The sequence below is a fragment of the Delftia sp. WSY_22 genome, from assembly GCF_043104185.1.
Taxonomy (GTDB): Bacteria; Pseudomonadota; Gammaproteobacteria; order Burkholderiales; family Burkholderiaceae_C; genus Comamonas; species Comamonas tsuruhatensis.
This window is the reverse complement of record NZ_JBICKN010000027.1, coordinates 256,781-277,753: the sequence shown is the minus strand read 5'-3', so window position 1 is coordinate 277,753 and position 20,973 is coordinate 256,781. Positions and strand designations below refer to the sequence as shown.

22 protein-coding genes are annotated in these 20,973 nt (G+C 68.1%); 9 read left to right on the top strand and 13 right to left on the bottom strand.

Going from position 1 to position 20,973, the window contains the following annotated elements:
• Window positions 1-126: 126 nt before the first annotated feature.
• The 4 genes from ACF8NF_RS15460 to ACF8NF_RS15445 all read left to right on the top strand — a co-directional run bounded on the left by ACF8NF_RS15460 (window position 127) and on the right by ACF8NF_RS15445 (window position 3,465).
• Window positions 127-987 carry a LysR substrate-binding domain-containing protein gene (locus ACF8NF_RS15460; protein ID WP_392450811.1) on the top strand — a complete coding sequence of 287 codons (861 nt, stop codon included), beginning with the start codon at window positions 127-129 and terminating at the stop codon, window positions 985-987.
• 146 nt (window positions 988-1,133) lie between these two features.
• Entirely contained in the window at window positions 1,134-1,448 is a 315-nt protein-coding gene (locus ACF8NF_RS15455) for a DUF3649 domain-containing protein (RefSeq protein WP_017405291.1), read from the top strand.
• Window positions 1,445-3,187 (top strand): PepSY-associated TM helix domain-containing protein, encoded by a 1,743-nt coding sequence (locus ACF8NF_RS15450; RefSeq protein WP_392450810.1) that lies wholly within the window; start codon window positions 1,445-1,447, stop codon window positions 3,185-3,187. The genes ACF8NF_RS15455 and ACF8NF_RS15450 overlap by 4 nt, the downstream gene beginning before the upstream one ends.
• Complete coding sequence (locus ACF8NF_RS15445) at window positions 3,184-3,465, top strand: DUF3325 domain-containing protein (protein WP_392450809.1); 282 nt, start codon at window positions 3,184-3,186, stop codon at window positions 3,463-3,465. The genes ACF8NF_RS15450 and ACF8NF_RS15445 overlap by 4 nt, the downstream gene beginning before the upstream one ends.
• 17 nt (window positions 3,466-3,482) lie before the next feature.
• Here ACF8NF_RS15445 and ACF8NF_RS15440 read toward each other — a convergent pair whose 3' ends face one another.
• On the bottom strand, window positions 3,483-4,274 hold the full coding sequence (locus ACF8NF_RS15440) for an SDR family NAD(P)-dependent oxidoreductase (protein ID WP_392450808.1): 792 nt from the start codon (window positions 4,272-4,274) through the stop codon (window positions 3,483-3,485).
• A 92-nt stretch (window positions 4,275-4,366) separates the two neighbouring features.
• Between ACF8NF_RS15440 and ACF8NF_RS15435 the strand changes: the two genes are divergently transcribed.
• From ACF8NF_RS15435 to ACF8NF_RS15420, 4 genes are all read left to right on the top strand, one after another.
• On the top strand, window positions 4,367-5,302 hold the full coding sequence (locus ACF8NF_RS15435) for a LysR family transcriptional regulator (RefSeq protein ID WP_392450807.1): 936 nt from the start codon (window positions 4,367-4,369) through the stop codon (window positions 5,300-5,302).
• Window positions 5,303-5,563: 261 nt separating this feature from the next.
• Entirely contained in the window at window positions 5,564-6,337 is a 774-nt protein-coding gene (locus ACF8NF_RS15430; RefSeq protein ID WP_016448667.1) for a ferredoxin--NADP reductase, read from the top strand.
• 44 nt (window positions 6,338-6,381) lie between these two features.
• Entirely contained in the window at window positions 6,382-7,188 is an 807-nt protein-coding gene (locus tag ACF8NF_RS15425; RefSeq protein ID WP_016448668.1) for an IclR family transcriptional regulator, read from the top strand.
• Window positions 7,189-7,323: 135 nt separating this feature from the next.
• Window positions 7,324-8,097 (top strand): SDR family oxidoreductase, encoded by a 774-nt coding sequence (locus ACF8NF_RS15420; protein WP_016448669.1) that lies wholly within the window; start codon window positions 7,324-7,326, stop codon window positions 8,095-8,097.
• Window positions 8,098-8,189: 92 nt separating this feature from the next.
• Here the strand turns inward: ACF8NF_RS15420 and ACF8NF_RS15415 are convergent, their stop codons facing one another.
• The 12 genes from ACF8NF_RS15415 to ACF8NF_RS15360 all read right to left on the bottom strand — a co-directional run bounded on the left by ACF8NF_RS15415 (window position 8,190) and on the right by ACF8NF_RS15360 (window position 19,929).
• The gene (locus tag ACF8NF_RS15415; RefSeq protein ID WP_013800141.1) at window positions 8,190-8,489 is read right to left on the bottom strand and encodes a HigA family addiction module antitoxin; all 300 of its coding nucleotides are present in this window, start codon (window positions 8,487-8,489) and stop codon (window positions 8,190-8,192) included.
• Window positions 8,490-8,531: 42 nt separating this feature from the next.
• A complete protein-coding gene (locus ACF8NF_RS15410; RefSeq protein ID WP_099732503.1) occupies window positions 8,532-8,813 on the bottom strand; it encodes a type II toxin-antitoxin system RelE/ParE family toxin in 282 nt (93 codons plus the stop codon).
• A 129-nt stretch (window positions 8,814-8,942) separates the two neighbouring features.
• Entirely contained in the window at window positions 8,943-10,118 is a 1,176-nt protein-coding gene (locus ACF8NF_RS15405; protein ID WP_013800139.1) for an ABC transporter substrate-binding protein, read from the bottom strand.
• A 55-nt stretch (window positions 10,119-10,173) separates the two neighbouring features.
• Window positions 10,174-10,881 (bottom strand): ABC transporter ATP-binding protein, encoded by a 708-nt coding sequence (locus ACF8NF_RS15400; protein ID WP_046238968.1) that lies wholly within the window; start codon window positions 10,879-10,881, stop codon window positions 10,174-10,176.
• Window positions 10,868-11,632 carry an ABC transporter ATP-binding protein gene (locus tag ACF8NF_RS15395; protein WP_016452146.1) on the bottom strand — a complete coding sequence of 255 codons (765 nt, stop codon included), beginning with the start codon at window positions 11,630-11,632 and terminating at the stop codon, window positions 10,868-10,870. Before ACF8NF_RS15395 ends, ACF8NF_RS15400 begins: the two co-directional genes overlap by 14 nt.
• Entirely contained in the window at window positions 11,619-12,593 is a 975-nt protein-coding gene (locus ACF8NF_RS15390; protein ID WP_017405281.1) for a branched-chain amino acid ABC transporter permease, read from the bottom strand. Before ACF8NF_RS15390 ends, ACF8NF_RS15395 begins: the two co-directional genes overlap by 14 nt.
• On the bottom strand, window positions 12,594-13,457 hold the full coding sequence (locus tag ACF8NF_RS15385) for a branched-chain amino acid ABC transporter permease (protein WP_016448674.1): 864 nt from the start codon (window positions 13,455-13,457) through the stop codon (window positions 12,594-12,596).
• Between the two features lie 220 nt (window positions 13,458-13,677).
• Complete coding sequence (locus ACF8NF_RS15380) at window positions 13,678-14,616, bottom strand: LysR family transcriptional regulator (RefSeq protein ID WP_209670592.1); 939 nt, start codon at window positions 14,614-14,616, stop codon at window positions 13,678-13,680.
• Between the two features lie 123 nt (window positions 14,617-14,739).
• Window positions 14,740-15,726, bottom strand: coding sequence for a YihY/virulence factor BrkB family protein (locus ACF8NF_RS15375; RefSeq protein ID WP_046238973.1), 987 nt, complete (start codon window positions 15,724-15,726; stop codon window positions 14,740-14,742).
• A gap of 70 nt (window positions 15,727-15,796) precedes the next feature.
• The gene (gene garD / locus ACF8NF_RS15370) at window positions 15,797-17,362 is read right to left on the bottom strand and encodes a galactarate dehydratase (RefSeq protein ID WP_267178774.1); all 1,566 of its coding nucleotides are present in this window, start codon (window positions 17,360-17,362) and stop codon (window positions 15,797-15,799) included.
• 204 nt (window positions 17,363-17,566) lie between these two features.
• The gene (locus ACF8NF_RS15365; RefSeq protein WP_017405277.1) at window positions 17,567-18,565 is read right to left on the bottom strand and encodes a tripartite tricarboxylate transporter substrate binding protein; all 999 of its coding nucleotides are present in this window, start codon (window positions 18,563-18,565) and stop codon (window positions 17,567-17,569) included.
• Between the two features lie 47 nt (window positions 18,566-18,612).
• Window positions 18,613-19,929, bottom strand: coding sequence for a glucarate dehydratase family protein (locus ACF8NF_RS15360; protein ID WP_017405276.1), 1,317 nt, complete (start codon window positions 19,927-19,929; stop codon window positions 18,613-18,615).
• An 87-nt stretch (window positions 19,930-20,016) separates the two neighbouring features.
• Here ACF8NF_RS15360 and ACF8NF_RS15355 point away from each other — a divergent pair, with 87 nt between their 5' ends.
• Entirely contained in the window at window positions 20,017-20,805 is a 789-nt protein-coding gene (locus ACF8NF_RS15355; protein WP_034366548.1) for a FadR/GntR family transcriptional regulator, read from the top strand.
• Window positions 20,806-20,973: the final 168 nt, after the last annotated feature.

Genomic DNA, 20,973 nt, shown 5'->3' with positions numbered 1-20,973 from the left:
CTGTTCGGTGATGGTGGTGGTGGTGTTCAAAGGGGACTCCTTGTCGTCGTTGAAGCCCACTGTAGTGAGGCGTCCGGCCCGCAACAATCCACGCACCCTCAACAAATACTTCAATAAAATTGAAGTATGGAGACGCTTGACCTGGACCTGCTGCGCACCCTGGCCGCCATTGCCAGCCACGACAGCTTTGCCGCCGCCGCCGTGCAGATGGGCCGCACGCAATCGGCCATCACCCAGCAGATGCAGCGGCTGGAGGAGAAGATCGGCCACGCGCTGTTCGAGAAGCAGGGCCGGCAAAAACGCCTCACCGACCACGGCCAGCGCCTGCTGGGCTATGCGCGCCACATGCTGGCCATCCACGACGAGGCGCTGCGCAACCTGCAGCACCGCCAGGTGCAGGGCCTGGTGCGCATTGGCGCACCCCACGACGCGGCCGACAACATGCTGCCGCCCGTGCTGCAGGAGATCGCGCTGAACTTTCCGGGCATGCAGATCGACATCCATGTGGGGCGCAGCCCTTTCCTGATGGAGTCGCTCAAGCAGGGCGAGCTGGACCTGGCCATCTCCAACCGCGAGGATGAGGGCTTCGAGGGCTTTGCCCTGCGCTCCACACCCACGGTCTGGCTGTGCGGCGCGGGCTATGCCCATGACCCGGGCAAGCCCGTGCCCCTGGTCATGGCCGACGGGCCCAGCATCTTCCGCCGCCTGGGCTGCGACGCGCTGGATGCGGCAGGCATCGCCTGGACACCGCGCCACACCTGCACCAGCCTGGTCGGCATACGCGCAGCGCTGCGCGCGGGCCTGGGCGTGACGGCGCGCGGCGTGGAGCAGCTCGACCCGGGCCTGCGCGTGCTGGGCGCGGGCGACGGCATGCCGCCGCTGCCGGACCTGGCCTACCGCCTGTACATCCGCAGCCATGTGATCAGCCCCGTGACACGCCAGATCTTCGAGAACCTGCATGCCCGCATGCGCCAGCCGGCGAGCTGAGTGCCGGGGTGCTTGGCGCGCGGCAGCGCTGGATGTGGCGGCGCACTTGACTGCACCGCTTGTAATGGGACTTATTCTCAAATAACATCCGCGCCACCGCCGCCCCCTCCGGCCGGCGTTTTTCGAGCCTTTCCAGGCCCCGTGCCATGCCATCTCCCACTCTTGCCCGCACCCATGACTGGTTCCGTGACTACGGGCCGCTGATCTCCCGCATCCTCGCTGCGCTGTTCGGCGGCTATGCCGTGGCCGCCCTGGCCAGCGTGGCCGTTGTGGCCCTGCCCGCAGACCGCACGCAGGCGGCGATCTCGGGCACCTTGCTGAGCTTTGCCGTCTACGCGGGCGCGGTGATCTGGGTGTTTGCCGTGCGCAGCGCCACGCGCGCCTGGGCCGGCCTGCTGGTCGCCGCCCTGGTACTGGCGCCTGCCGCGTGGTGGACCTGGGGCAAGGGGCTGGGCGCATGAACACGAACACCACGAACACCGCGGACACCACGAACATGGCAGGCAAGCCCGCCAAGCCTGCGAAAGCGGCCAAGGCACCCGGCATCCGCCAGACCATGTCCGACCTGCACACCTGGGTCGGCCTGCTGCTGGGCTGGTTCCTCTACGCCATGTTCCTCACGGGCACGGTGAGCTATTTCAGGAACGAGATCACGCAGTGGATGCAGCCCGAGCAACCGCACCAGAGCCAGGCGAGCGAGCCCGCGCTCGTGGCCCAGCGGATCGGCGACGCCATGGCGCATGTGGCGCCGCAAAGCCCGCAATGGCTGATCAACCTGCCCGATGCGCGCAGCACGGTGGCCACGGTGTTCTGGAGCCCGCCGCAGACCGAAAAGGGCGCCAGGCGCCGCTTCGAGAACGGCCGCTTCGACCCGGCCACCGGCACGCGCCTCGAAGGCCCGGTGCGCGAGACGCGCGGCGGCGAGTTCTTCTACCGCTTCCACTTCCAGTTCCACTACATGCCCGTGCTCTGGGGCCGCTATCTGGCGGGGCTGTGCGCCATGTTCATGCTGGTGGCCATCGTCAGCGGGGTGATCACGCACAAGAAGATCTTTGCCGACTTCTTCACCTTCCGCTGGGGCAAGGGCCAGCGCTCCTGGCTGGACGCGCACAACGCGCTGTCCGTGCTGGGCCTGCCCTTCCACCTGATGATCACGTACACCGGCCTGGTGACCCTGGCCCTGATGTACATGCCCTGGGCCAATCTGGCCACGACCATGACGCCCGAGCAGCGCGTGGTGGCAGGCCAGCAGCTCAGCGCCTTCGTTCCGGCTGGCAAGCCCTCGGGGCAGGCCGCGCCCCTGGCACCGCTGGCCGACATGGTGCGCCAGGCCGAGCAGCGCTGGGGCGCGGGCCAGGTGGAGCGCCTGAACGTCAACCTGCCCGGCGATGCCAAGGCCAGCGTGGTCGTGGTGCGCGGCGACAACGGCCGCGTCTCCATCAGCCCGCAGTTCATGACGTTCGACGGCGTCAGCGGCCAGCTGCTGCAGGCACAGGACAGCGTGGGCGCCGCCGCCGAGACGCGCGGCGTGCTCTATGCGCTGCACATGGGCCGCTTCGGCGACCTGCCCACGCGCTGGCTGTACTTCATCGTCAGCCTTGCGGGCACGGCCATGGTGGGAACGGGACTGGTGCTGTGGAACGTGAAGCGGCGCAGCAAGCTGCCCGACCCGGAAAGGCCGCATTTCGGCTTCCGGCTCGTGGAACGGCTGAACATCGCCACCATCGCCGGCCTGTCCATCGGCATGGCCGGCATGCTCTGGGCCAACCGCCTGCTGCCGGTGGAGATGGCGCAGCGCGCCGAGTGGGAGGTGCACGCCATGTTCATCGCCTGGGGGGCCACCCTGTTCTGGGCGATGGGCCGGCCCGCCAAGCGGGCCTGGATCGAGTTGCTGTGGGCCGGCGCCGCCGCCCTGGCCCTGCTGCCCGTGGTCAACGCGCTGACCACGGATCGCGGCCTCTTGGCCAGCCTGCGCGCGGGCGACTGGGTATTCGCGGGCATGGACCTCATGCTGCTGGCCCTGGCCGCACTGCATGCCCATCTGGCCCTGCGCACCCAGCGCCACCAGCCCAAGGCCAAACCGGTGCGCGCCGCCCGGCCCGCGCCTACGGCAGCCGCCACTGCAGCAGCCGCCACGGCAGTGGCTGCCACGGCTGTGGCCGCCACAGCAGCGGCCGCCGCAGCGGAGACCAGCGCATGAGCATGGCCCATCTGTTCTGTCAGCTGCCGGCCCTGGGCGCCTTCGCCTGCCTGGCCCTGGCCATGGACCGCCACCAGAGCGACCTGTTCGGCAAGGAACTGCCACCCGCCCGCACACGGCGCCTGCGCGCGGCCGGCTGGGTGCTGCTGGCGCTGTCGCTGTGGGCGGCGCTGCAGGTGGAGCCCTGGTCGCTGGGGCTGGTGGCCTGGTTCGGCCACATCGCCGCAGCAGCCGCCATCGTGCTGCTGTCCATGGTGGCGCGCGAGCGCCTGCGCTGACGGCCCTCCTGGCGCCTTCAGAGAAACATGCCGCCCGAGGCCTCGATGCGCTGACCCTGCACCCAGCCCATGCCGGGCTGCAGCAGGGCGGCCATCACGGGGCCGATGTCGTCGGGCTGGCCCACGCGGCCCAGCGCCGTCTGGCTGGCCAGGGCCGCGCCTACCTGCGCATCGTCGCGCACACGGCCACCGCCAAAATCCGTGGCAATCGCCCCCGGCGCCACCGTGTTGACGCGAATGCCGCGCGCCCCCAGCTCGCGCGCCAGGTAGCGCGTCAGCACCTCCACCCCGCCCTTCATGGATGCATAGGCCGCATAACCGGGCTGGGTGAAGCGCGTGAGCCCGCTGGACAGGTGGATGATGCTGCCGCCGTCGCGCAGCAGGGGCAGCAGGTGCTGGCTCAGGAAGAACGGCGCCTTCAAGTGGATGGCGACCAGCTCGTCGAACTGCGCCTCGGTGGTGGTGGCGAATGGCGCGTTGATGCCGATGCCGGCGTTGTGCACCAGCGCATCGAGGCGGTCGGCCTGCCAGGTCTCGGCCAGGGCCCGGCGCACGCGGGCCGCAAAGTCCGCAAAGCCCGCGCTGCGCGCCACGTCCAGCTGCAGGGCGGCGGCCCGCCCGCCCAGCGCCTCGATGGCGGCCACGGCGGCCTGGGCCTGGTCGGCACGCTCGCGGTAGGTCAGCACCACGTCCAGGCCCTGGCGCGCCAGGTGCTCGGCCGTATTGCGGCCCAGGCCGCGGCTGCCGCCCGTGACGAGGACGATGCGGCGGGCGGCAGAGGAAGAAGTGTTCGAAAGAGACGCTGTCATGACGGACCTCGGCAGTGGGTTGCAATGACGGCGACTGTATTGAAGGCTGTTTTCTGGATAAATTGGCTGTTTCTGATTTATTTGTTCGTCCCATGCAAACAATCAAGCTTCTGGAGCAGATGCAGATCTTCAGCCGCGTGGCCGAGATGGCCAGCTTCACGCGTGCGGCCGACAGCATGGGACTGCCCAAGGCCAGCGTCTCCCAGGCCGTGCAGCAACTGGAGGCGCGGCTGGGCACGCGGCTGCTGCACCGGACCACGCGGCGCGTGCAGCTCACCCAGGACGGCCAGGCCTGCTACGAGCGCTGCCAGGACCTGCTGGCCGACGTGGACGAATTCCAGGGCCAGTTCCAGCAGGCCGGCGACGCACCGCTGCAGGGCAAGGTGCGGCTGGACATGACCACGGGCCTGGCGCGCCACGTCGTCATGCCCTTGCTGCCGCAACTGCTGCAAAGCCATCCGGCGCTGGAGCTGGAACTGAGCTGCACCGAGCGCCGCGTGGACCTGGTGCGCGAAGGCTTCGACTGCGTGCTGCGCCTGGGCCCCGTGGACGAGCCCGGACTGGTCGCCCGCCCGCTGGGCCTGGTGGCGCTGGTCACCTGCGCCAGCCCCGGCTATGCGCAGGCCCACGGCCTGCCGGCCACGCTGGCCGACCTGGGCGGACACCGGCTGGTGCACTACCAGCGCACGCTGGGCGCGCGGCCGCTGGGCTTCGAGTACGAAGAGAACGGCCAGGCACTCAGCCTGCCCATGGCGGGCGCGCTCACCGTGAACAACGCCGAGGCCTATCTCTCGGCCTGCCAGGCCGGCCTGGGCCTGATCCAGGTCCCGCGCCTGGCCGTGCAGCCGCTGCTGGATGCCGGGGAGCTGATCGAGGTGTTGCCCCGCCATCCGCCCCCGCCCATGCCCTTGCACCTGATCTATGCCCACCGCCGCCAATTGCCACGCCGCGTGCGCGTGCTCATGGACTGGCTGGCACAGGCCATACAGCCCTGGACACTCGACGCTGGCCTGCCCGAAAAGCAATAGGCGATGGCCCGCCGGACTCGGCCAGCGTCATTTTGCTTATCACTAATCCGTATCAAGACAAAGGTTCGCGCCTGCCCCTTTTGACGCCATTTACCGGACAATAGCGACCTTGCCCCGGTCACCGGCCGCCACGAAGCAGCGGCAACGCGCACACCGCGCCTGCCCCCTGCGCTTCCCGCCACCGCGTGCCTGCATGGCACTGACCTCTCATTGCAACGTCCCGGCGGGCACTGTCCGCCCCGAATTCACCGTATTGCCAACATGAGTGCTTTTCTTGAAGAACGCGTGCTGTCCGTCCACCACTGGACCGACCGCCTTTTCTCCTTCACCACCACCCGTGACACTGCGCTGCGCTTTTCCAACGGCCATTTCACGATGATCGGCCTGAAGGTCGACGGCAAGAACCTGCTGCGCGCCTACTCCATTGCCAGCCCCAATTACGAGGAGCACCTGGAGTTCCTGTCCATCAAGGTGCCCGACGGCCCGCTGACCTCGCGCCTGCAGAACATCAAGGTGGGCGACACCATCATCGTCGGCAAGAAGCCCACGGGCACGCTGCTGATCGACTACCTGCTGCCCGGCAAGAACCTGTACCTGATCGGCACCGGCACGGGCCTGGCCCCCTGGCTGGCCGTGGCGCGCGACCCCGAGACCTACGAGCGCTACGAGAAGGTGGTCGTGGTGCACGGCGTGCGCCATGCCAACGAGCTGGCCTACCAGGAGCTGTTCGAGAAGGAACTGCCCGAGCACGAGTTCCTCGGCGAGATCGTCAAGGACAAGCTCATCTACTACCCCACGGTGACGCGCGAGCCCTTCCGCAACCAGGGCCGCATCTCCAACCAGATCACGGCCGGAACCTTCCCGCAGAACATCGGCCTGCCCGAGCTCAACCCCGAGACCGACCGCGTCATGCTGTGCGGCAGCCCCGCCATGCTGAACGAACTCAAGGAGCTGCTGGAGCACCGCGGCTTCAAGGAAGGCAACACCACCACGCCCGGCGACTTCGTGGTCGAGCGCGCCTTCGTCGAGAAGTAAAGCCCACGACACCCCGTGGCGGGGCGGCTGCCGATAATCGGCGCATGCCGCCCTCCTCCCTCCCTTCAGCCCCGCCAGGCGACGAAGACCGCAACTTCATCGTCGCACTGGCGCGCGGGCTGGACGTGCTGTCGTGCTTTCGCTCCGGCGAGAAGCTGCTGGGCAACCAGGACATCGCCAGGCGCTGCGGACTGCCCAAGTCCACGGTCTCGCGCCTGACGCACACGCTGACCACGCTGGGTTACCTCATCCATGTGCCCGAAGAGGGCAAATACCGCCTGGGCACGGCCACGCTGGCGCTGGGCAGCGCCATGCTCTCGCGCCTGGACGTGCGCCAGATCGCGCGCCCGCTGATGCGCAAGCTGGCGGCCGCCACCGATGCCGAGGTGGCCCTGGCCACGCGCGACCGGCACAACATGGTCTACATCGAGCACTGCCCCAGCGCGCGCTTCATGCACCGCGACCTGGACATGGGCTCGCGCATTCCCCTGGCCACCACGGCCGTGGGCCGTGCCTGGCTGGCCGCCAGCCCCGCGTCCGAGCGCCAGCGCGCGCTGGACTACCTGCAATCGCACGCCCCCGAGCAATGGGCCGCCGCACAGGCCCAGTTGCCGCTGTGGCCGGAGGCAGGCAACCAGCCCCAGCCATGGCTGTCGCGCTCGTTCGGCGACTGGCAGCCCGAGGTCAACGCCATTGCCCTGGCCTTCTCGCCGGGGCGCGGCCTGCCGCTGATGGCCGTCAGCCTGGGCGGGCCCTCGCGCTTCGTCACGGCCGACGCGCTGCGCCAGGACGGCGTGCCCGCGCTGCAGCGCATGGTGCGGCGGCTGCAGCAGGACATCGACAGGGCCTGAACGCCTGTCCCGCAGGTGCCCGCGCGGTACCGCTCAGCACGGCAAAGTAGCCAAGACGACAGCGTGCACGGTGCCGGCGCCCTAGCATGCAGGTGTTGCTCAACCACCAGAAACCCAAGCCAGGAGACATACAGCATGAGCGTGAAAGCATTGTTCGACCTCACGGGCAAGACCGCCCTGATCACCGGAGGCTCGCGCGGCCTGGGCCTGCAGATGGCCGAGGCGCTGGGCGAGATGGGCGCCCGGCTCGCCATCACGGCGCGCAAGTCCGACGAGCTGGCCGAAGCCAAGGCCCACCTGCAGGGCCTTGGCTACCAGGTCGAGACCTTCACCAACGACCTGCAGAAGTTCGACACCATCCCCGCCCTGGTCGAGGACGTGCTGGCGCGCTGCGGCGACATCGACATCCTCGTCAACAACGCGGGCGCCACCTGGGGCGCCAAGGCCGAGGAATACCCGGACGAGGCCTGGAACAAGGTCATGAACCTCAACGTCTCCGCACCCTTCTTCCTCACCCGCGAAGTGGCCAGGCGCGTGATGATCCCCAAGGGCCGGGGCAACGTGATCATCACGGCCTCGGTCGCCGCCTTCAAGGGCACGCCGCCCGGCATGAACACCGTGGCCTACAACACCTCCAAGGCGGCCGCCGTGCACCTGGCGCGCACCCTGGCCTCGGAATGGGGCCACTACGGCATCCGCGTCAACTCCATCTGCCCGGGCTTTTTCCCCAGCAAGCTGGCCAACGGCCTCATCGACAAGCTCGGCGACCAGCTCATCGCCCGCGCCCCGCTGCGACGCATCGGCGGCGAGGAGGACCTCAAGGGCGCCGTGGTCTACCTGGCGTCCGATGCATCGCGGCACATGACGGGGCAGGCGTTGGTGCTGGATGGTGGAGCGAGCTTGTTGTAAACAACGCAGCCCTGCAATGAGAAAGGCCCCTGTACCGCGGTGCAGGGGCCTTTCTTACGTGAGCCGCTGCGCAGCGACTCAGCATGTCTTCTTCAAGCCTGCAGAGCAAAGGGCTCGATGGACTCCAGGTCGTCGCCTATGGCCTCGCGCGCGATATCGGCGTCGTACTGGCTTTGCAGATTCATCCAGAACTCCACGGACGTGCCAAAGAAGCGCGCCAGGCGCAGCGCCGTATCCGCCGTGATGGAGCGGCCGTTCTTGACGATGGCCGCGATGCGTGTCTGCGGGACATGGATGGCCTGGGCCAGGCGGTATTGCGTCAGGCCCATGGGCTCCAGGAATTCAGTGGCCAGGATTTCGCCTGGCGTGGGGAGGTTCAAAGGTTTGTTCATGGTCAGCACTCCTGCGCCAGATCCAGGATCAACGCTTTCGCTTCAGTGGTAATCGACGATCTCCAGCTCACTCGGGCCTTCATGGGTCCACACAAAGCACACGCGCCACTGGTCATTGATGCGGATGCTGTGCTGCCCCTTGCGATCCCCCTGTAGCGCCTCCAGCCGGTTTCCGGGCGGGACCCTCAAGTCCTGAAGCACATGAGCGGCATGCAGCATCCGAAGCTTGCGCAGCGCAACCACTTCAATGCTGCTCCACCGACGCACCCGCCTCTGCTGGAACAGTTGCTCGGTGTCGGGGCACTTGAATGACTGGATCGTCATGGAAGCAAATAATAACGCACCGCGTCAGTAACGTCAAACGTAAGCATCAGGCAACTGAGTCCACAAGAAAGCGCCTGGGCCAGATCAAGCTGGCACCAGGCGCTTTCGGTCGAAAAACTGAGCGGCGCTCTACTTGTTCGCCACCGTCATCACCGCCTCGATCTTGCCGTCGCGCACAGCGGCGCCGCGCTCCGTGGTCAACGTGCCGCCACGCTCATCCACGCCCTTGACGCCACCGGGGTTCACGTCGGGGCGCAGGGATTTGTAGGCTTCGTCGAGCTTGGCGTGGATGGCCTTGGTGTCCGAGGCCGAGCCGGCCAGCTGCATGGCCTTGACGGTGGCGTGCACGGCCGTGTAGTTCCACTGCGCCTCCGAGCCGGGGATGCGGCCCGGGTAGACCTTGCCGAAGCGTTCGACGAAGGCCTTGTTCTCGGGCTTGGTGTCCTCGGAGACGGGCATGACGCCGATGGCGCCTTCCAGCGGCGCATAGCCGCCGACCACGCGGGCCATTTCGTCGAGCTTGGCCTGGTCCATGACCACGAAGCCGCCCTTGAAGCCCAGCTCGCGAGCCTGCTTGACGACCAGGGCCGTGGGCTCGGAGGCTCCGCCCACAAAGAGCACGTCGGGCTTCTCGGCCAGGGCCTTGCTCACGCCGCTGTAGAAATCGGTGGCGCGGTTGTAGCTCATGGCGTTCTCGGCCACCACGGTGCCGCCCAGCTTTTCCCAGCCGGGCTTGAAGGCGGCGACCCAGGCCTTGGCGTAGTCGTGGTCGGCGCCCACCAGGGCCACCTTCTTGCCGAAGCGGCCCATCACGTACTTGGAGAACGGGTCGATATACGAGGTGAACTCGGGCGGGATGCGCAGGGTCAGCTTGTTGCCCCGGTTGGTGATCTGCGGCACCGAGCTGTAGGCCAGCACGATGAAGTTGCTGCGCTCGTTGGTGGTCTGCAGCGCGAAGATGCCGCCCGAATGCGGCACCAGGATGGCCGCCGTCTTGTGCTGCTGCACCAGGCGCTGGGCGTTGATCGCGGTCTCGGACGGGTTGTACTTGTCGTCCAGCGGAACGATCTCGATCTTGACCTTCTTGCCACCGATCTCGGGCGCTGCGGCATTGATCTCGGAGACGGCCATCTGCATGCCGTCGAGCACGTTCTTGCCGTACTGGGCAGCGCCGCCCGACAGCGGGCCGGAGTAGCCGATCTTGACGACTTCCTGGGCCAGCGCAGGGCCGGCGGCGGCCACGGCGGCGCAGGCCAGGGCCAGCGTGCCCACCCTGCGGCGGGTCAATGGTGCGAATGCTGTCATGTCTGTCTCCTTGGATCGTTGGTGGTGGTGGCTTGGGTAGAGGCAAGAGGCGGCGTCATGCACCGATGTAGGCTTTTCGGATGGAGTCGTCAGCCAGCAGCTCGGCCGGCTTGCCCTCGCGCACGATGCGGCCGCTTTCCATCACATAGGCGCGGTGCGCGATCTTCAGCGCCGCATAGGCGTTCTGCTCGGCCAGCAGCACGGTGGTGCCGGCCGCGTTGATGCGCTGTATGGCCTCGAACATCTGCTTGATGACCAGGGGCGCCAGGCCCAGCGAGGGCTCGTCCAGCAGCAGGGCCTGGGGCCGGCCCATCATGGCGCGGCCGATGGCCACCATCTGCTGCTGGCCGCCAGACAGCGAGCCGGCCGGGTCGTGCTGCTTCTCGCGCAGGATGGGAAACAGCTCCATCACCTCCTGCAGCGTCTTCTGGCTGGGACCGGGGTCGCGGCGGTGCACATAGGCGCCCAGCTGCAGGTTGCGCAGCACCGACATCTGGGGAAACAGCTTGCGCCCTTCGGGGCACTGAACCACGCCGGACTGCACGATGGCCGAAGGCTTGCGCCCGGCCAGCTCTTGCCCGTTCCAGACGATGGAGCCGCCCGCGGCCTTGTGGATGCCGCTGGCCGTGAGGAACAGCGAACTCTTGCCTGCGCCGTTGGCGCCCAGCAGCACCACCAGCTCGCCCCGGTCGGCATGCAGGCTGACCCCGTCCAGCGCCAGGAAGCTGCCGTAGCGCAGCGACACGTTCTCAAACTTCAGCATGCTCGCTCCCCAGGTAGGCATCGATGACGGCGGGGTTGCGGCGTATCTCCTCGGGCGTGCCCTCGGCGATCTTCTCGCCGTAGCTGAGCACCAGGATCTTGTCGGCCAGGCTCATGATCATGCCCATCTTGTGCTCGATCAGCGCCACCGTGATGCCGTGGCGCACCAGCTTGCGGATCAGCTCGGCCAGGCCCTCGGTCTCCTCGGGGTTGACGCCGCCGGCGGGCTCGTCGAGCAGCATCAGCTTGGGGTCGGTGGCCAGGGCCAGCGCGAAGGCCACGCGCTTGCGCTCCTCCTGCGTGATGTCGCCCGCAATGCGGCCGGCCACATGCGACAGGCCCACGAAGTCCAGCGCGTCGCGCGCCTTTTCGCGGCACACGCGCTCTTCCTCGCGCAGGCGGCTGGAGCCGCGCAGCACATCCCATAGCCCTGAGCGCGTGCGCAGCCGGTGGCCCACGATGAGGTTGTCCAGCACCGTGGCGCGGTCGAACAGCGCCGTGGTCTGGAAGGTGCGCGCCACGCCCAGTTTCGCCACCTGGTCGGTGCGCAGCGAGGTCACGTCCTGGCCATTGAAGGTGATGGTGCCCGAGGTGGGCTTGTGCACGCAGCTGATCAGGTTGAAGAACGTGGTCTTGCCGGCGCCGTTGGGGCCGATGATGGCGTTGATGCGGCCTTCCTCGATCACGGTACTGACATCGCTCACGGCGGCCAGTCCGCCGAACCGCTTGGTCAGGTGGTCAATCTTGAGCATGCGGCTTGCCCTCCTTGGCATTGCGGCGCGCGCGCCAGGCGGTGACGCTGCCCACCACGCCGTAGGGCATGAAGATCACCAGCATCACGAGAATGGGGCCGAAGACGATGAAGCGGTACTCCTGCAGGAACTGCAGGTACTGCGTGATCCAGGGCATGCCGATGGCGCCCAGCAGCGGCCCCAGCACCGTGCCCATGCCGCCGACCATGGCGAAGATCATCATGTCGAAGGTGTGGTGCACGCCCGCCATGTCCGGCCCGATGAAGCGCACGAAGCCCGCATACAGGCCGCCCGCCACGCCCGCGTAGACCACGCTCAGCATGAAGGCCAGCACCTTGTTGCGCATGAGGTTGATGCCGAGCGCCTCGGCCAGCTCGTCGCTGTTGCGGATGGCCACGAAGGTGCGGCCCAGCAGCGACCGGACGATGCGCCGCATCACCCAGACCGAGGCCACGAGGAAGGCCAGCACCAGGTAGTACAGCGCCAGCGGCGACTCGAAGCTCAGCGCACCCAGGGCCTCGGGCGCGGGGATGCCCATGATGCCCACCGTGCCGTGGGTCAGGCCCTCCCACTTCTCGATGACGAGGAACATGATGTAGCCCACGCACAGCGTGAAGATGGAGAAGTAGTGGCCCTTGAGCCGCAGCGAGACGATGCCGATCAGGTAGCCCAGCACCGCGCACACCACGCCCGACATCACCAGCCCGCCCCAGAACGGCCAGCCATGGTCCACCGTAAGGATGCCCACGGTATAGGCGCCCGCGGCCATGAAGCCCGCATGCGCCAGATTGAGCTGGCCCGTGTAGCCCGTGATCAGGTTCAGGCCCAGCGTGGCGATGGCGAAGATGTAGGCCGTGCTCATCACCGTGAGGTGGTAGTCGTTGCCCGCCAGCCAGGGAAAGGCGATGCCGGCGGCCAGCAGCAGGCCCCAGGCAACGCGGGAGTCGATGAATCCGTTCATTCAATGACTCCTCTTGGCGAACAGGCCCTGAGGGCGCAGCGACAGGATCACCACCAGCAGCACGAAGGCGATGATGTCCTTGTAGTCGGTGGAGATGTAGTAGGCGCCGAAGCTCTCGGCGAAGCCGATGATCAGCCCGCCCAGCACGGCGCCCGGGATGCTGCCCATGCCGCCCAGGATGATGATCACGAAGGCCTTGGTGATGACCAGGTGACCCATGGCCGGATAGACCAGGTTGATGGGCGCATACAGCGTGGCCGCCACGGCCGCGAGCACGCCCGAGATGGCAAAGGTCAGCATGGATACGCGGTTGGCGTCGATGCCCACCATCGATGCGCCCTCGCGGTTCTGGGCCATGGCGATGATGGTCGAGCCCGTGGTGGTGCGCGTCAGGAACAGGTGCAGCGCCACCATCAGCGCAAAGGCCGCGACTATGATCAGCAGGCGCTGCGCAGGCGCCGTGATTCCGCCCATCTCCACGATGGAGGTATAGGGCGTGGGCATGCGCTGGAAGTCCGCGCCCCACAGCGCCTGGGCTCCGGCCTCCAGGAACAGCAGCAGCCCGATGGAGGCGATCTTGGGATGCAGGGGCGAGGCCTTGCGCAGCGGATGGAAGATCAGCCGCTCGCTGACGATGCCCAGCACCGCCACCGCCACCGCCGCCACCAGCATGGCCGCCCAGTAGCCCCAGCTCCAGGCCACCATGGCCTGGAAGGCCACGAAGGCGCCGATCATGTAGAAGCCCCCGTGCGCGAAGTTGGGCACGTGCAGGATGCCGTAGACCAGGGTCAGGCCCAGGGCCACGAGGCCATAGATGCCGCCCAGGGTCAGTCCGTTGAGCACTTGCTGCAGGAAGACGTCCATCACCGCCTCCCGCCTGCCGCCGCCGGTGGCCGCCACCGGACCAGGGTCTGTTCTCGCATTGCCTTGCCTCCTTGTTTGCTGTGAACCAGCTTAGGAGGCGGTGCCGTGCACCATCAACCCGAAGATTCCGCACAGCGGAATTCACCTGGGAAACCCCGAGGCTCAAACCGCTGCGGCAGTAACCTAGATGACAGGCGCAGGCCGGCAGGAGCGGGGAACGCTAGATGGACAGCGCCGGCAGGTTCTCGGGCAGGCCCTGCATGGAGCGCTGCGTGTGCTCGGCCACGAAGTCAAGAAAGCTGCGCACGCGCGCCGGCATGAACTTGCGCGTGGGCAGGGTGGCGTAGAGCGTGAATCGGCCCGTGGTCCATTCGGGCAGCACATGGCGCAGCCGGCCCGAGCGCAGGTGGCGCGCGATCAGGTCCAGCGGCTGGGTGCTGATGCCCGCGCCGTCCAGCGTGGCGCGCAGCAGCGTGCCCGTGTGGTTGGCCACCAGCACGGGGCGCACGGCCACCTCGACCTCGCCCGCGTTGCCGTCGAGCCGGCGCATGCGCAGCATGTCGGAGCGGCCCTGGATGCGCCGGCGCAGCAGGCACTGGTGGCCGGCCAGGTCCTCGGGCACGACAGGCACGCCATGGGCGTCCAGGTACTCGGGCGCGGCACAGGCCAGGCCGCAGGTGGTGACGATGGGCCGGGCCACCACGTTGCCGTCGTAGCCCTCCTCGGCATTGAGGAAGGTGATGTCGTATTCGCCCACGGCCGCCTCGCTGGCCGACTCCACGAAGACCTCGATGCAAATGCGCGGATGCAGGCGGTGGAAGTCCGCCACCAGCGGTGCCAGCACATGCTCGGCGAACACGGGCGGCGTGAGCACGCGCACGGCGCCAGACAGCTCCAGCGTGTGCGCCTGGGCCAGGCTGAAGGCGTCCTCCACATCGGCCAGGATGCCGCGCACGCGCTCCAGGTAGGCCTCGCCAGCCTCGGTCAGCGACACGCTTCGCGTGGTGCGCTGCAGCAGCCGCGTGCCCAGGTGCTGCTCCAGGTCGGCCACCAGGCGCGTGACCGTGGGCACGGACATGTCCAGGCGCCGCGCCGCCGCCGAAAACCCGGCCTCGTCGGCCACGGTCTGGAATACCCGCATGGTCTGCAATCGGTCCATCTTGTCCTTGGCCCCCGGCCTTGGTGCCAGGGGACTTTGCTGCATTGTTCCATTGCCCAAACGCCTGCGCCGCGGCTTTGCGGGCCGCGGCGCAGGCGTTCATCTTCGTCGAAATGCGGGAACTCAGCCCTTGCCGCCTGGAGTGTCCCCGGCGCTGGCCGCCTCGGCGGGCGGCGCCCAGCGGATAGGGTGGGTGAAGCGCACGCCGGCATCGCTGAAGGCCTTGGCCGTGGCGGCCGACAGCAGCAGGATGGCCGAGGAAAAGTAGATCCACATCAGCAGCACCACCAGCGAGCCCGCCGCGCCATAGGCCGAGACCACGGCCGCCGTGGCCAGGTACCAGGCCAGGGCCTGCTTGCCCAGCGTGAACAGCAGGGCGCCGATGATGGCACCGAAGATCAGATAGCGCAGCCGGGGCTTGGGGCCGCCGCCTATGCGCATCAGCCCCACAAAGAGCAGCACGGTGATGCCGAAGGACACGCACTCGTTGATCAGGCTGACCAGCGGCCCCAGCGGCTGCATCTGCAGCTTGGTGCCGGCCCAGTTGGTGATCAGCTGGATGGCCGTGGACAGGGCCATGGACACCAGCAGCAAGAAGCCCAGCGCCAGCACATAGGTCAGGCCGCGCAGCCGCAGCGCGGCCATGCGCCACCACACGGCCTTGGGCGGCGGCGGCTCGCCGTTCGAGGTCCAGAGCCTTTCCAGCGCGGACTGCAGCTCCACGAAGACACCGGTGGCGCCCGACATCAGCAGGATGAAGCCGAACAGCGAAGCCAGCCGCCCCTCGTCGGGCCGCTGGGCGCTTTCCAGCGCGCCGCGCACCACCTGGGCGCCGCGCTCGCCGATCACGTCCTGCACCTGGTCGATGAGCTGGTGCTCCACATAGCTGCGGTCCACCCACCAGCCCAGCACGCCGACCAGCAGCAGCAGCAGCGGCGCCAGGCTCAGGATGCCGTAGAAGGACATGGCGGCGCTCATGCGCAGGCCATCGGCGTCCAGCCACAGCTGCACGGCGTTCCACATGGCGCGCAGCGGGTTCAGTTCCAGCAGCCGGTCCAGGCGTGCGGACCAGGACGAAGCGGGGGGAGTTTCCGGGGTATCTGAGGGCATGGCCCCCATTGTGCGCAGCGGCGCACCGGCGCCCTGTCAGCCTGTGCCGACAGGGGCCTGTGCGCGCGGCTCAGGTCACGGGCGCTGGATTGAACAGCACCAGGGCGTTGTGCAGCTTCCACTGCTCGGCCCAGGTCTTCCTGCGGCCGCTGGCCACGTCCAGCATCAGGCGGAACATCTCCCAGCCCACGTCCTCGATGCTGGCCTGGCCCTCGGCGATGCGGCCCGCGTTCACGTCCATCAGGTCATGCCAGCGCCGCGCCAGGTCGCTGCGCGTGGCCACCTTGATCACGGGCACCTGGGCCAGGCCGTAGGGCGTGCCCCGGCCCGTGGTGAACACATGCAGGTTCATGCCGGCGGCCAGCTGCAGCGTGCCGCAGATGAAGTCGCTGGCCGGCGTGGCCGCGTAGACCAGGCCGCTTTGGATGCCCCGGTCGGCCAGACGCTGGCCCGGCGACAGCACGCCGGTGATGGGCGCCGTTCCGCTCTTGATGATGGAGCCCATGGCCTTCTCGACGATGTTGGACAGGCCGCCCTTCTTGTTGCCCGGCGTGGTGTTGGCGCTGCGGTCCACGCGGCCCTTGTCCAGGTAGGCGTCGTACCAGGCCATCTCCTCGATCATGGCCTGGGCCACCTCGGGGCTGGAGGCGCGCGAGGTGAGCTGGTCGATGCCGTCGCGCACCTCGGTCACCTCGCTGAACATCACGGTGGCGCCTGCGCGCACCAGCAAATCGGTGCAAAAGCCCACGGCCGGATTGGCCGTGACGCCGCTGAACGCATCGCTGCCGCCGCACTGCACGCCCACCACCAGGGCGCTGGCCGGCACGGTCTCGCGCCGGCGCGCGTTCAGCCGCTCCAGATGCACCCTGGCGCGGCCCATGATGGAGTCCACCATGGACATGAAGCCCACATGCGCCTCGTCCTGCAGGCAGACCACGTCCAGCGCGGGCTCGCGCTCATCGACGATGGGGAAGGACCCCGGCGGCAGCAGCCGTTCGGGCTGCAGCTTCTCGCAGCCCAGGCTCACCACCATCACCTCGCCGCCAAAATTCGGGTTGTGGCTGATGTTGCGCAGCGTGCGCTGCGGAATCTCGGCGCCCACGGCATCGATGGCCACGCCGCAGCCATAGCTGTGCTCCAGGCCCACCACATCGTCCACGTTCGGATAGCGCGGCAGCAGCTCGGCCTTGATGCGGCCCACCGCGAAATCCAGCACCCCGGCCACGCACTGCACCGTCGTGGTGATGGCCAGGATGTTGCGCGTGCCCACCGTGCCATCGGCATTGCGGTAGCCCTCGAAGGTGTAGCCCGTCAGCGGCGGCAGCTCGGGCGGCTGCACCGTGGCGATCGGCAACCCCTCAAGAGACAGCGCCCCCGGCATGCGCAGCAGCCGCTCATGCACCCAGCTGCCCGCGGCAATGGCCTGCAGCGCATAGCCGATCACCACGTTGTAGCGGCGCACCTCGCCGCCCTCGGCAATGTCCACCAGCGCCACCTTGTGCGCCTGCGGCACCTTGTCGACCAGCACCAGCCCCCCGGACATCACCGTGCCCGCAGGCAACCCCCCGTCATTGGCCACGATGGCCACGTTGTCGGCCGGATGCATGCGGATGGAAAGAGGAAGTGGGGTACTCATGGCAATGTCTCAATTTTCTAAAGGGCTGGCACTACAGCAGTAAAGCAGTTGGCACAGCCTGCGCGACTGGCGCGGCCCAAGGCGAGGGACACCGAGGAAGGGCCGCCCCGCACCGAGGGTGTCGTCCCCCTCCCTTGCGAAGCAAGTAGAGAGGCGCCGTGCAACGAGGGGGAAGCGGCGCAAGCCGCTCAGGGGGTGCTTTATTTACTCTGCCTTTATTCCAGCAGCCTTGATCACCTTCCCCCACTTGACCACCTCGGCCTTCTGGAACTCGCCCAGCTCGGCCGGCGTCATCTGCGAAGGCAGCATGCCGAAGTTCTTCAGGCGCGCCTGCACCTCGGGCGTGGCGACGATCTTCATGATCTCCGCATGCAGCCGCTCCACGATGGGGCCCGGCGTGCCTGCGGGCGCGAACACGGCCTGCCACGATCCCATGTCGAAGCCCTTCTCGCCGGCCTCGGCAATGGTGGGCACATCGGGCAGGGATTCCAGGCGCTTGGAGCTGGTCACGGCGATGGGGCGCAGCTTGCCGGCCTGCACATGGGGGCCGACGACCAGGGCGGTGTCGAACATCATGTCCACCTGGCCGCCGATCACGTCCTGCACGGCCGGGCCGCTGCCCTTGTAGGGCACATGGGTGAACTTCACGCCCGTCTGGTAGCCCAGCAGCTCCAGCGCCATGTGGTTGGAGGTGCCGCTGCCCGGCGAGGCCGAGGTCAGGCCGCCCGCCGCTGCCTTGGCCTTGCTGGCGGCCAGCACGTCGGCCAGCGTCCTGTAGGGGCTGGAGGCCGGCACCACCAGCACCAGCGGGCCCGAGCCCAGCATGGCCACCGGCGTGAAGGACTTGACCGGGTCGTAGTCCAGCTTGGCGTACAGGCTCACATTGATGGCGTGCGAGCTGATGGTGCCGCCCAGGATGGTGTAGCCATCGGCCGGTGCGCGCGCCGCAATGGCCGAGCCCACGCTGCCGCCCGCGCCGCCCTTGTTCTCGATCACCACGGGCGTGCCCAGGGCCTTGCTCAGCGGCTGGGCGATCACGCGCGCCAGCGTATCGGTATTGCCGCCGGGCGGGAACGGCACCAGGTAGGTGATGGGCTTGCCCGTGGGCCAGTTGCCCTGCGCTGCGGCCGGCATGGCGGCCAGGGCCGTGCCCAGCAGCAGGGCGCTGGCGAGGGAATGTTGGATGAGTGTGCGGCGTTGCATGGTGCTTGTCTCCGGGTTTGTGTCGTTGGAATCGTGTGAAAGCGGGTTCAGAAGCGCGGCTGGTGGCCGGTGAACGCGGGGTCGTACTTGCGCATCTGCCCCAGGTCGTCGCGGTTGCGGATGCCGCAGTGCAGGTAGTTGTCGTGCAGGCGGGCCAGGGCCTCGCGGTCCAGCCGCACACCCAGGCCGGGCGCCGTGGGCACGCGCAGGCTGCCCTGCTCGAACTGCAGCCGGCCGCCCTCGACCACTTCCTCGTCCTGCCAGGGGTAGTGCGTGTCGCAGGCATAGGTCAGCAGGGGCACGCTGGCGCACAGGTGCGTCATGGCCACCAGGCTGATGCCCAGGTGGGAATTGCTGTGCATGGACAGGCCCAGGTCGAAGGTGCGGCACAGCGTGGACAGGCGCTGCGTGGCGCGCAGCCCGCCCCAGTAATGGTGGTCGCTGAGCACGATCTTCACGGGGCAGCCCATGTCGGCGTTGCGGCGGAACTCGGCAAAGTCCGTCACCACCATGTTGGTGGCCAGCGGCACATCGCACTCGCGCGCCACGGCGGCCATGCCGTCCAGGCCCGGCGCCGGGTCCTCGTAGTACTCGAGCACGCCCTGCAGCTGCTGCACGATCTTCAGGCTGGTCTCCACCGTCCAGTTGCCATTGGGATCGATGCGCAGCGGCGTGCCCGGAAAGGCATCGGCCAGCGCCAGGATGCCGGCCGCCTCCTGCCCGGGCGGCAGCGCGCCGGCCTTGAGCTTGATGCTCTGGAAGCCGTACTGCGCAATCATGCGCCGCGCCTGCTCCACCAGCTGCTGCGGCGCCAGGGCCTCGCCCCAGGCGTCGGGCGAAGAATCTGGCCCATAGGGCCTGTCGATGTGCTCGGCGTACTTGTAGAACAGGTAGGCCGAGAACGGCACGCTGTCGCGCGCCGCCCCGCCCAGCAGGTCCACGATGGGCGCCCCGGCCATCTGGCCCTGCAGGTCCAGCATGGCGACCTCGAAGGCGCTGACCACCTTGGCCACGGTCTTGGACACATGCGTGCCCGGCGCCAGCGACACCTGCTGGCCCAGGAACTCCGACGCCGTCAGCGCAGGCGGCGCCACCAGGGCCGCGACGCGGGCCTCCATCTCGTTGAGCGCCCAGGGCGACAGCCCCACCAGCGCGGGCGCGGCCTTGGCCAGCGCATCGAGCATGGGCTGGTCGCCGTAGCTTTCGTTGATGCCGACCAGGCCCGAGGCCGTCTCGATCTCGATGATGGAGCGCAGCGCCCAGGGCTCGTGGATGCCGGCCGCATTGAGCAGCGGCGGATCACGGAAGGCAATGGGCGTGATGCGGACGTGGCGGATCGCGTGGGTCGCTTGGGAGGTGCTCATCTGGACTGCGGACGGGGTCGGAAAATCGGAAAAATCTGCGAAAGCATTGACGTCTTGTGATACGTTGTCGTACAACTTGGAGCGATTATGATCAGCACCATGGAAAGTTCGGCAAAGGGATTTCCCGCATCACCCCCAACGATCGAGCTTCCCCTGCGAGGAAAGTCCGGTCGCAGCGGCCGCAATCTGGCCGCCCTGCTGTTCGACGAGTTCGCGAGCAAGATCCGCAACGGCCTGCTGGCCGAAGGCGAGAAGCTGCCCACGGAATCGTCGCTGGTGCAGACCTACGAAGTCAGCCGCACCGTGGTGCGCGAGGCGCTGTCGCGCCTGCAGGCCTCGGGCCTGGTGGAGACGCGCCATGGCATAGGCACCTTCGTGCGCGCCGCCCAGCCCGCATCCACGCTGATGCTCAATGCCGACGAGCTGACGGCCGCCGTAGACGTGATGGCCGTGCTGGAGCTGCGCATCAGCCTGGAGACCGAAAGCGCCGGCCTGGCCGCGCTGCGCCGCAGCCCCGAGCAGCTGCAGGGCATACGCACGGCGCTGCAGGCCTTCGAGATCGCCTTTGCGCGCGGCGAGGACACGGTGGCCCATGACCTGGCCTTCCACACCCAGATCGCCGAGGCCACGGGCAACCGCTACTTCGGCGACATCCTGCGCCACTTCGGCGCCCAGCTGATTCCGCGCACGCGCATCGCCTCCATCCACCAGCCCCAGCGCGACCCCGACTACCTGCGCCGCGTCAACCGCGAGCATGAGGAAATCCTCGCCGCCATCGAGCGCCAGGACGCCGACTCGGCCCGCGCGGCCATGCGCATCCACCTGACCAACAGCCGCGAACGCCTGCGCCTGGCGCAAAAGACCAGCGCCGCCTGACGCCTTCTGACGCCTTCTGGGCATCCTGGACCGCCCTGCGCCCTGCGGGACGGATGGCGCCGGCACAGGAATTCAGACAACCAAGGGAAAACCCTTTATCACGGCATGCATGTCTCGGTTGAAAATTCGCTTCAGTTGTACGACAACTGACAACACAAAACCCGGAGA

What these genes read in the sequence shown, in the direction of transcription:
- ACF8NF_RS15365 (WP_017405277.1), bottom strand. Translation starts at nt 18,565, where the DNA reads ATGCAACGCCGCACACTCATCCAACATTCCCTCGCCAGCGCCCTGCTG.
- ACF8NF_RS15415 (WP_013800141.1), bottom strand. Translation starts at nt 8,489, where the DNA reads ATGAACAAACCTTTGAACCTCCCCACGCCAGGCGAAATCCTGGCCACT.
- ACF8NF_RS15435 (WP_392450807.1), top strand. Translation starts at nt 4,367, where the DNA reads ATGCAAACAATCAAGCTTCTGGAGCAGATGCAGATCTTCAGCCGCGTG.
- ACF8NF_RS15385 (WP_016448674.1), bottom strand. Translation starts at nt 13,457, where the DNA reads ATGGACGTCTTCCTGCAGCAAGTGCTCAACGGACTGACCCTGGGCGGC.
- garD (WP_267178774.1), bottom strand. Translation starts at nt 17,362, where the DNA reads ATGAGTACCCCACTTCCTCTTTCCATCCGCATGCATCCGGCCGACAAC.
- ACF8NF_RS15380 (WP_209670592.1), bottom strand. Translation starts at nt 14,616, where the DNA reads ATGGACCGATTGCAGACCATGCGGGTATTCCAGACCGTGGCCGACGAG.
- ACF8NF_RS15460 (WP_392450811.1), top strand. Translation starts at nt 127, where the DNA reads ATGGAGACGCTTGACCTGGACCTGCTGCGCACCCTGGCCGCCATTGCC.
- ACF8NF_RS15390 (WP_017405281.1), bottom strand. Translation starts at nt 12,593, where the DNA reads ATGAACGGATTCATCGACTCCCGCGTTGCCTGGGGCCTGCTGCTGGCC.
- ACF8NF_RS15430 (WP_016448667.1), top strand. Translation starts at nt 5,564, where the DNA reads ATGAGTGCTTTTCTTGAAGAACGCGTGCTGTCCGTCCACCACTGGACC.
- ACF8NF_RS15360 (WP_017405276.1), bottom strand. Translation starts at nt 19,929, where the DNA reads ATGAGCACCTCCCAAGCGACCCACGCGATCCGCCACGTCCGCATCACG.
- ACF8NF_RS15455 (WP_017405291.1), top strand. Translation starts at nt 1,134, where the DNA reads ATGCCATCTCCCACTCTTGCCCGCACCCATGACTGGTTCCGTGACTAC.
- ACF8NF_RS15440 (WP_392450808.1), bottom strand. Translation starts at nt 4,274, where the DNA reads ATGACAGCGTCTCTTTCGAACACTTCTTCCTCTGCCGCCCGCCGCATC.
- ACF8NF_RS15355 (WP_034366548.1), top strand. Translation starts at nt 20,017, where the DNA reads ATGATCAGCACCATGGAAAGTTCGGCAAAGGGATTTCCCGCATCACCC.
- ACF8NF_RS15410 (WP_099732503.1), bottom strand. Translation starts at nt 8,813, where the DNA reads ATGACGATCCAGTCATTCAAGTGCCCCGACACCGAGCAACTGTTCCAG.
- ACF8NF_RS15395 (WP_016452146.1), bottom strand. Translation starts at nt 11,632, where the DNA reads ATGCTCAAGATTGACCACCTGACCAAGCGGTTCGGCGGACTGGCCGCC.
- ACF8NF_RS15445 (WP_392450809.1), top strand. Translation starts at nt 3,184, where the DNA reads ATGAGCATGGCCCATCTGTTCTGTCAGCTGCCGGCCCTGGGCGCCTTC.
- ACF8NF_RS15400 (WP_046238968.1), bottom strand. Translation starts at nt 10,881, where the DNA reads ATGCTGAAGTTTGAGAACGTGTCGCTGCGCTACGGCAGCTTCCTGGCG.
- ACF8NF_RS15450 (WP_392450810.1), top strand. Translation starts at nt 1,445, where the DNA reads ATGAACACGAACACCACGAACACCGCGGACACCACGAACATGGCAGGC.
- ACF8NF_RS15420 (WP_016448669.1), top strand. Translation starts at nt 7,324, where the DNA reads ATGAGCGTGAAAGCATTGTTCGACCTCACGGGCAAGACCGCCCTGATC.
- ACF8NF_RS15405 (WP_013800139.1), bottom strand. Translation starts at nt 10,118, where the DNA reads ATGACAGCATTCGCACCATTGACCCGCCGCAGGGTGGGCACGCTGGCC.
- ACF8NF_RS15425 (WP_016448668.1), top strand. Translation starts at nt 6,382, where the DNA reads ATGCCGCCCTCCTCCCTCCCTTCAGCCCCGCCAGGCGACGAAGACCGC.
- ACF8NF_RS15375 (WP_046238973.1), bottom strand. Translation starts at nt 15,726, where the DNA reads ATGCCCTCAGATACCCCGGAAACTCCCCCCGCTTCGTCCTGGTCCGCA.